This is a genomic window from Microbacterium sp., from assembly GCF_047972865.1.
Taxonomy (GTDB): domain Bacteria; phylum Actinomycetota; class Actinomycetes; order Actinomycetales; family Microbacteriaceae; genus Microbacterium.
In genome coordinates this window covers 1-9,537 of sequence record NZ_JBKEAY010000151.1, presented here as the reverse complement: position 1 = coordinate 9,537, position 9,537 = coordinate 1, and the positions used below count along the sequence as shown (strand labels likewise).

Sequence of the window (9,537 nt, the reverse complement as noted above, 5' to 3'; positions counted from 1 at the left end):
TCCGCCCCATTGAGACCTCCCCCCGCGATGAGTCTTGTTGTGTCCTGAGCGCGACGGCATCTACCGCGAGCCGAACCAAGGCTACACAAGGGCACGCCCGTCAGCGGAAGCGGCCGGGCGTACTGCCGGGGATGGCGGTGCCCGGCAGGGCACGGGGGATAATGGAGACGTGGCCGACAGCGACATCCGCATCAATCCCAGCATCCTCGCCGCCGACTTCGTGAACATGCAGGCCGAACTCGCTCGCGTCGCGAGCGCCGACTTCGTGCACGTCGACGTCATGGACAACCACTTCGTGCCCAACCTCACCTTCGGCTCGCAGATGGTCGAGCGCATCCAGGCGACCAGCTCCGTTCCGCTGGACGTCCACCTCATGATCACGGATGCCGACCGGTGGGCCCCCGGCTACGCCGAGCTCGGCGCCGCGTCAGTCACCTTCCATCTCGAAGCAGCCGCCGAGCCGGTCGCGCTGGCTCGCCGCCTGCGGCAGATCGGCTCGCGCGCGGGCGTCGCCGTGAAGCCGGCGACCCACGTGGAGAGTCTGTACGACGTGCTCGACGAATTCGACCAGATCCTGGTGATGACCGTTGAGCCCGGATTCGGGGGGCAGTCGTTCATGGCCGACCAGATGCCGAAGCTCGCCCGACTGCGCGATGAGGCCCGTCGCCGAGGATCGCAGGTATGGCTCCAGGTCGACGGGGGAGTGTCGGCGTCCACCATCGCCCAGGCCGCCGAATCCGGCGCCGATACGTTCGTCGCCGGGTCCGCGGTGTTCGGAGCCGACGATCCTTCACAGGCCATCGCCGCGCTACGTGCAACGGCATCCGCCCACGTCCACTGACGCGCGCCACCGCGACGTGCCGGTAGCCTGTCAGGGTGAAGACGTTCGACGGGCTGTTCGCTGAGCTCACCGCCACTTCCGCGTCCCGCCCGGAAGGATCGGGCACGGTTGCGCAGCTGGACCGCGGGGTGCACGCCATCGGCAAGAAGATCGTCGAGGAAGCCGCCGAAGTATGGATGGCCGCGGAGTATCAGTCCGACGCAGAGACGGCCGAAGAGATCTCTCAGTTGCTCTACCACCTGCAGGTGCTCATGCTCGCCAAGGGGCTCACCCTCGACGACGTGTACCGACATCTGTGAGCGACACCCCGACCGCTCCGACACCGAAAGAACGCAACATGCTGCGAATCGCCGTGCCCAACAAGGGCTCCCTGTCCGAAACGGCTGCCGAGATGCTGGCCGAGGCAGGATACGCGGGGCGCCGCGACCCGAAGGCTCTGCACGTGGTCGACGCCGACAACGAGGTCGAGTTCTTCTACCTGCGACCCAAAGACATCGCGACCTACGTCGGCTCCGGCGCGCTCGACGTCGGCATCACCGGTCGTGACCTGCTGAAGGATGCCCGCATGCCGGGCGCCCGCGAGATCGAGGCACTCGGTTTCGGCGGGTCCACGTTCCGGTTCGCGGGTCCTCCCGGCGCGTTCGCCGAACTCAACGACCTCGAGGGCGTCCGCGTCGCCACTTCCTACCCCGGACTCGTCGACGCCTACCTCGACGAGCAGGGCATCGCGGTCGACCTGGTCCCGCTGGACGGAGCCGTCGAGTCGGCCGTGCAGCTCGGGGTCGCCGACGCCGTCGCCGACGTCGTTTCCACCGGCGCCACCCTGCGTCAGGCCGGACTGGAGATCTTCGGCCCCGTGCTGCTGGAATCGGAGGCGGTGCTGATCGGGGCACCGGCGGCTGCTCCCGGTCTGGACACGCTGCTGCGGCGCCTGCGCGGCGTTCTGGTGGCCCGCCGGTACGTGCTCATCGACTACGACCTGCCGGCGCACCTGGTGGACCAGGCGGTCGCGATCGCCCCCGGCATCGAGTCGCCCACCGTCTCGCCGCTGCGTGACCCGGAGTGGGTCGCTGTCCGCGTGATGAGTCCGACCAAGACGGTCAACCAGGTGATGGATGCCCTCTACGCGATCGGGGCACGGGCGATCCTCGTCACAGGCATCCACAACGCGAGGCTGTGACATGTCGCTCGTGTGCCGTGTGATCCCGTGCCTCGACGTCGCCGACGGCCGGGTGGTCAAAGGGGTGAACTTCGAGAACCTGCGCGACATGGGCGACCCGGTCGAACTGGCGCGCCTGTACTACGAGCAGGGCGCCGACGAATTGACCTTCCTGGACGTGACCGCCACCGTGGATGACCGCGCGACGACGTACGACGTGGTGCGGCGCACCGCCGAAGAGGTCTTCATTCCGCTGACGGTCGGCGGCGGCATCCGCACCTCCGATGACGTGGCACGTCTGCTGTCTGTGGGTGCGGACAAGGTCGGCGTCAACTCGGCCGCGATCGCCCGCCCCCCGCTGATCGGGGAGATCGCCGACCGCTTCGGCTCCCAGGTGCTCGTGCTGTCGCTGGACGTGAAGCGGTCACCCGTAACCGTGTCCGGGTTCGTCGTGACCACCCACGGCGGCCGCACCGCCACCACCTTGGACGCCCTCGAATGGGCGCGCGAGGGCATCGACCGCGGCGTGGGCGAACTGCTCGTCAACTCGATCGACGCGGACGGCACGAAGGACGGCTTCGACCTGGAACTGGTCGCCCTCATGCGGGAACTGTCCAGCGTGCCGGTGATCGCCTCCGGAGGAGCGGGCGGCGCCGATGACTTCGCTCCCGCCGTGCGTGCCGGGGCCGATGCGGTCCTGGCGGCATCGGTGTTCCATACCGGTCAGCTCACGATCGATCACGTCAAGAGCGCGATGGTCGCCGAGGGGATCGAGACGCGATGACCGTTGACGATGAACGAGTCTCGCGGGTGCGTTTCGGCGCCGACGGCCTCGCGCCCGCGATCATCCAGCAGTTCGACACCGGCGAGGTGCTGATGCTCGGCTGGATGGATGCTGAGGCACTACGGCGCACGCTCACCAGCGGCCGGGTCACGTTCTGGTCGCGGTCGCGTCAGGAGTACTGGCGCAAGGGCGACACGTCCGGCCACCGGCAGTACGTGAAAGGCGCGCGCCTGGACTGCGACGGGGACACGGTGCTCATCGCGGTCGACCAGGTGGGAGTCGCATGCCACACCGGCACCCGCACCTGCTTCGACGCCGACGACCTCGATCCGGCGGTCGGCCGGCGATGACAGCCGTGCCGGCGCGGGCGCGGACGATCGCCGTACTGGCGATCGTGGCCGGTGGCGGCGGGGCGCTCATCGCCTCGACGCAGCCGTGGCTGGACGTCGTGGTCACCGACGCGCACGCGTCGCTCTGGGTGACCGGAAGCGACGCGATGGCGTTGCTGGCGCCGCTGAGCCTCGCGGCGCTGGCGCTGGGGCTGGCCCTGGCGCTCGTCGGCCGGGTGTTCCGGTACGTGTTCGCCGTCCTGGCGCTGATCCTCGGCCTGGGTCTGATCGTGGGGACCGCGGCGGTGGCGGTCGGGATACCCGTCGACGCCTACGCGGCAGCTGTCACCGAGACGACGGGTTTGAGCGGCGCCGACACGGTACGCGACGCCGTGACCGGGATCACAGTGACCGGGTGGCCGGTGCTCGCCGTGTTCGGCGGGTGTGCCGTCGTCGCGGGTGGAGCGTGGACCCTGACGACCGCCCACCTCTGGCCTGTCGGCGGTCGGCGCTACGCACCGGACGCCGAGTCGCCGGTGGGGTCGCGGTCGCACGACGCGGTTGACGACTGGGACGATCTGTCGCGCGGCGAGGACCCCACGGCGTGACGACCGCGGTGTCGCGACGGCGCACCGCTAGACTGGGCGCAGCGCCCTGTACGCGAAGGAGAGACATGAGCAACCCCATCGGTGACCCCGGCCACGGAAACAGCCCCGCCGCCTGGACGGCCGTCATCATCATGCTCCTTGCCGTGACGCTCGGGACCGTCTTCTACTGGCTGGACCTCCCGGTGATGGTGTGGGCGTGTGCCGGACTGCTCTTCGTCGGGCTGATCGTCGGCTGGGTCATGGCCAAGGCCGGGTACGGCGTCAACGGACCCAAGTACACCCCGAAAGAGCACTGAACGTGCTGGCCGCCCTCACGGCGGGAGCCGTCGAGGACGCCGAAACCCGGCGAGAATCGGTTCCGCTGACCGTGGTCGAGTCCCGCGCCCTCGCGCGGCCCGCCGCGCGGGACGCGCTGACGGCGCTCGCACCGGCCGAGACCGTCAAGATCATCGCCGAGGTCAAACGCGCCAGTCCCTCGCGTGGGGATCTCGCCGCGATCCCCGACCCTGCCCGGCAGGCATCCCTCTACGAGCAGGGCGGTGCCGCCGCGATCTCGGTGCTGACCGAGGAGCGGCGATTCAAGGGCTCGCTCGCCGACCTGGAGGCGGTGCGGAGCGCGGTCTCGGTGCCGGTGCTGCGCAAGGACTTCATCGCCACGCCTTACCAGGTGTTCGAGGCGCGCGCGGCCGGAGCCGACCTGGTGCTGTTGATCGTGGCGGCTCTGGATCAGCGTGTGCTCGCCGATCTGCACGCTCTCGTGCGCGAACTGGGCATGACGCCGTTGGTCGAGACCCACTCGCTCGACGAGGTGAGCCGTGCCGCCGACGTGGACGCCCGGCTGGTCGGCGTGAACGCCCGCGACCTGTCCACGTTCGAGCTCGATCGCGACCTGTTCGGGCGCCTCGCCGAGCACATTCCCGCGGGCGCGGTACGCGTCGCCGAATCGGCGGTGCTGGCCCCGTCCGATGTCGCCCACTACCGTTCTGCCGGGGCCGACGCCGTTCTCGTCGGCGAGGCGCTGGTCACCGGCGACCCGGTCACCACCCTGCGAGCGTTCCGGGAGGCGGGAGCATGAGTCTGCGCGAAGCGTCGGGTCCGTTCTTCGGAAAGTACGGCGGCCGGTACATGCCCGAATCGCTCATCGCGGCGATCGACGAACTGACCGCCGAGTACGAGTCGGCCAAGGCCGACACGCAGTTCCAGGCCGAGTTCCTCCAGCTGCTCGGCTCGTACGCAGGTCGCCCGTCGGCGTTGACCGAGGTACCCCGGTTCGCCGCGCACGCCGGGGGAGCGCGGATCTTCCTCAAACGCGAAGACCTCAACCACACCGGCTCGCACAAGATCAACAACGTGATCGGTCAAGCCCTGCTGACCCGCCGGCTGGGGAAGACCCGCGTGATTGCAGAGACCGGCGCGGGCCAGCACGGGGTGGCCACGGCGACGGCGGCCGCCCTGTTCGGTTTCGACTGCACCATCTACATGGGAGAGGTCGACACGCAGCGGCAGGCGCTGAACGTCGCCCGGATGCGGCTGCTGGGTGCGGAGGTGATCCCGGTGACGACGGGGTCGCGGACGCTGAAGGATGCCATCAACGACGCGTACCGCGACTGGGTGGCGTCGGTGGAGACCACGAACTACATCTTCGGCACCGCCGCCGGACCGCACCCGTTCCCGGCGATGGTGCGTGACTTCCAGAAGATCATCGGCGAGGAGGCCCGTCAGCAACTGCTCGACGAGGTGGGCCGTTTGCCCCACGCGGTCGTGGCCTGCGTCGGGGGCGGCTCCAACGCGATCGGCATGTTCGACGCATTCCTCGATGACGACGGCGTCGCGCTGTACGGGGTCGAGGCGGCCGGAGACGGCGTCGACACCGACAAGCACGCGGCCTCGATCGAGCGCGGCCGGCCGGGCGTGCTGCACGGAGCCCTGACCTATCTCCTGCAGGACGAGGACGGTCAGACGGTCGAATCGCACTCCATCTCGGCGGGCCTGGACTATCCGGGCGTGGGCCCGGAGCACGCGTGGCTGGCAGACCTCGGTCGCGCCGCGTACATCCCGGCGACTGACACCGAGGCCATGGATGCGTTGCGGCTGCTCAGCGAGACCGAGGGCATCATCCCCGCGATCGAGTCGGCGCACGCGCTGGCCGGCGCACTGCGGATCGGCCGGGAGCTCGGCCCCGACGCGGTGATCGCCGTGAACCTGTCCGGGCGCGGCGACAAGGACATGGACACCGCCGCCCGATGGTTCGGGCTGTATGACGACGGGGGAGAGCAATGAGCCGGGTCGCGGTCGCGCTCGAGGCGGCAGAAGCGGCGGGCCGTGGGGCTTTCGTCGGCTACCTCCCGATCGGCTTCCCCGACCTGCGGACCAGCATCGACGCAGCCGTGACGCTCGCCGAGAACGGCGTCGACGTTCTCGAGCTCGGCCCGCCGTATTCCGATCCTGTGATGGACGGGACCGTCATCCAGGAGGCCACCGAGGCAGCGCTTTCGGGTGGATTCCGGTTGCGCGACACCTTCACCGCGGTGCGGGAGATCAGCGAACGGACCGACGTGCCCATCCTCGTGATGACGTACTGGAATCCCGTGATGCAGTACGGGGTCGACCGGTTCGCGGACGACCTGAAAGCGGCTGGTGGTGCGGGTGTGATCACCCCGGACATCACCCCCGATGCCGCTGCCGACTGGATCGCGGCCTCGGAACGCACCGGACTGGACCGCATCTTCCTCGCCGCGCCCACCTCGACTGACGAGCGGTTGTCGATGATCGTCGAGAATTCCACGGGTTTCGTGTACACGGTCTCCACCATGGGGATCACCGGCGAACGCGCGCAATTGGACGCCGCGGCCCGCACCCTCGTGGCGCGACTTCGGGAGCACGGAGCCGCGCGGGCCTGCGTCGGCATCGGCATCTCCGACGCGGCGCAGGTGGCCGGAGTGCTCGAGTATGCGGACGGCGCGATCGTCGGCACGGCGCTCGTGCGCGCCCTGCGCGATGACGGCCTGTCCGGTCTTGCCGCCACCGCTCGCGCCCTCTCGGCGGGAACCGCCCGGTGACCCGCCGGCGCGGGGCGTCCGCACGTGCCTCCGTGCGCGAAGTAGACTCGCCGTCGTGACTTTTTCTGCCCTCGTGGCCAGCATCCCGAGCCCCCCGATCAGCAGCTTCCAGATCGGGCCGTTCACGATCCACATCTATGCGCTGTGCATCATGACCGGCATCATCGTGGCGACGCTGTGGACCAACGCGCGTCTGACGCGACGCGGTGCAGAGCCATGGGTCGTCATCGACATCGCGATCCTCGCCGTCCCGCTGGCGATCATCGGCGCGCGCATCTTCCACGTGTTGACCCACCCGGGGTTCTACTTCGGTGTCGACAAGGACCCGTGGGCGGTTTTCTACATCTGGGAAGGCGGCATCGCCATCTTCGGCGCCTTGCTCGGGGGTGGATTGGGCGCCTGGCTCGGCTGCAAGTGGACCGGCATCCGGTTCTGGACGTTCGCCGACGCGCTCGCACCCGGTTTGCTGCTCGCGCAGGCGATCGGCCGGTTCGGCAACTGGTTCAACCAGGAGCTGTTCGGTCTGCCCACCGATGTGCCGTGGGGGTTGGAGATCGAGGCGAGCAACGCGGCGTTCCCGCCGGGCCTGGCCGAGGGCACGCTGTTCCACCCCACATTCCTGTACGAGGTGATCTGGAACGTCGCCGGCGTGTTCGTGCTGGTGTGGGCCGGACGCCGCCTCCGACTGCAGTGGGGGCGCCTGTTCGGGCTGTATCTCATCTGGTACGGCAGCGGCCGGATCGTGTGGGAGTCGATCCGCATCGACCCCAGTGAGGTGTTCTTCGGGTTGCGCACGAACGTGTGGGCGGCGCTCCTGGGCGTCGCGCTGGGCCTGGTGATCATGGTCGTGCAGAAGCGCCGCCACCCTGGGCTCGAGCCATCGCCGTACGTCCCCGGCAGGCAGTGGGTCCCCGACGGGGCGGTACAATCTCAGAACACCGACGACTTCGTGGACCTCAGTGCCCCGCCGGCGAACGAAGTCAGCGACAGCGAAGCCACAAGCTCCACCGCCGCGAACTGAATCCCTCCGGGTCGACGTCGTCCCATCCAGAGCCACTCCCGTGAGGACGGTAGCTATGCCCTCGATCCCCCGTCGCAGTGCAGCCCCAGTCGGTGGCGCCTTCCCGGCGCGCCAGGGTATGTACGACCCTGCCTTCGAGAAGGACGCGTGCGGCCTGGCCATGGTGGCCACCCTCCGCGGGCACGCCGGTCACGACATCGTCGACTTGGCGTTGACGGCGTTGCGCAACCTCGAGCACCGGGGTGCGATCGGGTCGGATGCGGGCACCGGTGACGGCGCAGGCATCCTCACCCAGATGCCCGACGACTTCTTCCGGGCGGTCGTCGACTTCGACCTGCCGCCGATGGGGGAGTATGCCGCGGGCATGGCGTTCCTGCCGCTGGACGACGACGAGCGTCAAGCGCTGAAGGCCGGGATCGCCGACATGGCGGCCGCGGAGGGGCTGACCGTCCTGGGGTGGCGCGCCGTGCCCACCGCCGACGAACACCTGGGCAAGCTGGCGTTCAACGCGCGCCCGGCGTTCGAGCAGCTCTTCCTGGCGCACCCCGCCGTCGGAGATCAGCCGGCGCTGTCCGGCATCGACCTCGACCGGCGGGTGTACCGCGTGCGCAAGCGTGCACGCCACGAGCTCAACGCGTATTTCGTGTCGCTGTCGTGCCGCACGATCGGCTACAAGGGCATGGTCACGACGCTGCAGCTGGAGCCGTTCTACCCCGACCTCCAGGACGAGCGGTTCACCACCGAGCTGGCGGTCGTGCACTCCCGGTACTCGACCAACACCTTCCCGTCGTGGCCGCTCGCGCAGCCGCTGCGCATGCTCGCGCACAACGGCGAGATCAACACCGTCAAAGGCAACCGCAACTGGATGCGGGCGCGTCAGTCGCAGCTCGAGTCCGAGCTGCTCGGTGACATGCGGCCCCTGCTGCCGATCTGCACCGAGGGCGTCAGTGACTCGGCGTCGTTCGACGAGGTGCTCGAGCTCCTCACCCTCACCGGGCGGAGCCTGCCGCACGCCATCATGATGATGGTTCCCGAGGCCTACGAGAAGCAGGCGGACATCGCGCCCGACCTGCGCGCGTTCTACGACTACCACTCCATGCAGATGGAGCAGTGGGACGGACCGGCCGCGCTCATCTTCACCGACGGCACTGTCGTCGGATCGACCCTCGACCGCAACGGGTTGCGTCCGGGTCGATGGACCGAGACCACCGACGGCCTCGTCGTGATCGGATCCGAGACCGGGGTGCTCGACTTCGCGCCCGAGCGCATCAAGCGACGCGGACGCCTTCGCCCGGGACGCATGTTCCTGGTCGACACCGCCCAGCGGCGCATCATCGAGGACGACGAGATCAAGGCCGAACTGGCCGCACTGGAGCCGTGGCAGGAATGGCTGGACGAGGGGCGGGTCCGGCTGCGCGACCTGCCCGAGCGTGAGCACATCGTGCACCCGATCGCCTCCATCACACGGCGACAGCGCACGTTCGGCTACACCGAGGAAGAAGTGCGCATCCTGCTGACCCCGATGGGCCAGACCGGTGCCGAGCCGCTCGGCGCGATGGGGTCCGACACCCCGATCGCCGCGCTCAGCGAGCGCCCGCGGCTGCTGTTCGACTACTTCATCCAGCAGTTCGCGCAGGTGACCAACCCGCCGCTGGACTCGATCCGCGAAGAGGTCGTCACCTCGCTGGGCCTGAGCGTGGGCCCTGAGCGCAACCTGTTGTCGGCCGGGCCCGACC

Annotated in this window: 12 protein-coding genes; all 12 read left to right on the top strand. The window is 69.2% G+C overall.

What is annotated here, in order from left to right; translation table 11 throughout:
* Window positions 1–169: 169 nt before the first annotated feature.
* On the top strand, window positions 170–841 hold the full coding sequence (gene rpe, locus ACK5KK_RS09475) for a ribulose-phosphate 3-epimerase (protein WP_416889839.1): 672 nt from the start codon (window positions 170–172) through the stop codon (window positions 839–841).
* Window positions 842–876: 35 nt separating this feature from the next.
* Window positions 877–1,140 (top strand): phosphoribosyl-ATP diphosphatase, encoded by a 264-nt coding sequence (locus tag ACK5KK_RS09470; RefSeq protein ID WP_416889838.1) that lies wholly within the window; start codon window positions 877–879, stop codon window positions 1,138–1,140.
* Window positions 1,141–1,178: 38 nt separating this feature from the next.
* The gene (gene hisG, locus ACK5KK_RS09465) at window positions 1,179–2,021 is read left to right on the top strand and encodes an ATP phosphoribosyltransferase (protein WP_416889837.1); all 843 of its coding nucleotides are present in this window, start codon (window positions 1,179–1,181) and stop codon (window positions 2,019–2,021) included.
* Between the two features lies 1 nt (window position 2,022).
* Window positions 2,023–2,784, top strand: a complete 762-nt coding sequence (gene hisF / locus ACK5KK_RS09460) for an imidazole glycerol phosphate synthase subunit HisF (protein WP_416889836.1) — start codon at window positions 2,023–2,025, stop codon at window positions 2,782–2,784.
* A complete protein-coding gene (gene hisI, locus ACK5KK_RS09455) occupies window positions 2,781–3,134 on the top strand; it encodes a phosphoribosyl-AMP cyclohydrolase (RefSeq protein ID WP_416889835.1) in 354 nt (117 codons plus the stop codon). The genes hisF and hisI overlap by 4 nt, the downstream gene beginning before the upstream one ends.
* Window positions 3,131–3,721, top strand: a complete 591-nt coding sequence (locus ACK5KK_RS09450; RefSeq protein WP_416889834.1) for a Trp biosynthesis-associated membrane protein — start codon at window positions 3,131–3,133, stop codon at window positions 3,719–3,721. Before hisI ends, ACK5KK_RS09450 begins: the two co-directional genes overlap by 4 nt.
* A 65-nt stretch (window positions 3,722–3,786) precedes the next feature.
* On the top strand, window positions 3,787–4,017 hold the full coding sequence (locus ACK5KK_RS09445) for a DUF6704 family protein (RefSeq protein WP_416889833.1): 231 nt from the start codon (window positions 3,787–3,789) through the stop codon (window positions 4,015–4,017).
* Between the two features lie 2 nt (window positions 4,018–4,019).
* Window positions 4,020–4,796, top strand: a complete 777-nt coding sequence (trpC, locus tag ACK5KK_RS09440) for an indole-3-glycerol phosphate synthase TrpC (protein ID WP_416889832.1) — start codon at window positions 4,020–4,022, stop codon at window positions 4,794–4,796.
* Entirely contained in the window at window positions 4,793–6,001 is a 1,209-nt protein-coding gene (trpB, locus tag ACK5KK_RS09435; RefSeq protein WP_416889831.1) for a tryptophan synthase subunit beta, read from the top strand. The genes trpC and trpB overlap by 4 nt, the downstream gene beginning before the upstream one ends.
* The gene (gene trpA / locus ACK5KK_RS09430) at window positions 5,998–6,780 is read left to right on the top strand and encodes a tryptophan synthase subunit alpha (RefSeq protein ID WP_416889830.1); all 783 of its coding nucleotides are present in this window, start codon (window positions 5,998–6,000) and stop codon (window positions 6,778–6,780) included. Before trpB ends, trpA begins: the two co-directional genes overlap by 4 nt.
* Window positions 6,781–6,835: 55 nt before the next feature.
* The gene (gene lgt / locus ACK5KK_RS09425; RefSeq protein ID WP_416889829.1) at window positions 6,836–7,801 is read left to right on the top strand and encodes a prolipoprotein diacylglyceryl transferase; all 966 of its coding nucleotides are present in this window, start codon (window positions 6,836–6,838) and stop codon (window positions 7,799–7,801) included.
* 55 nt (window positions 7,802–7,856) lie between these two features.
* Window positions 7,857–9,537 (top strand): glutamate synthase central domain-containing protein (locus tag ACK5KK_RS09420; RefSeq protein WP_416889828.1); only part of this gene is annotated, 1,681 nt, incomplete at its 3' end.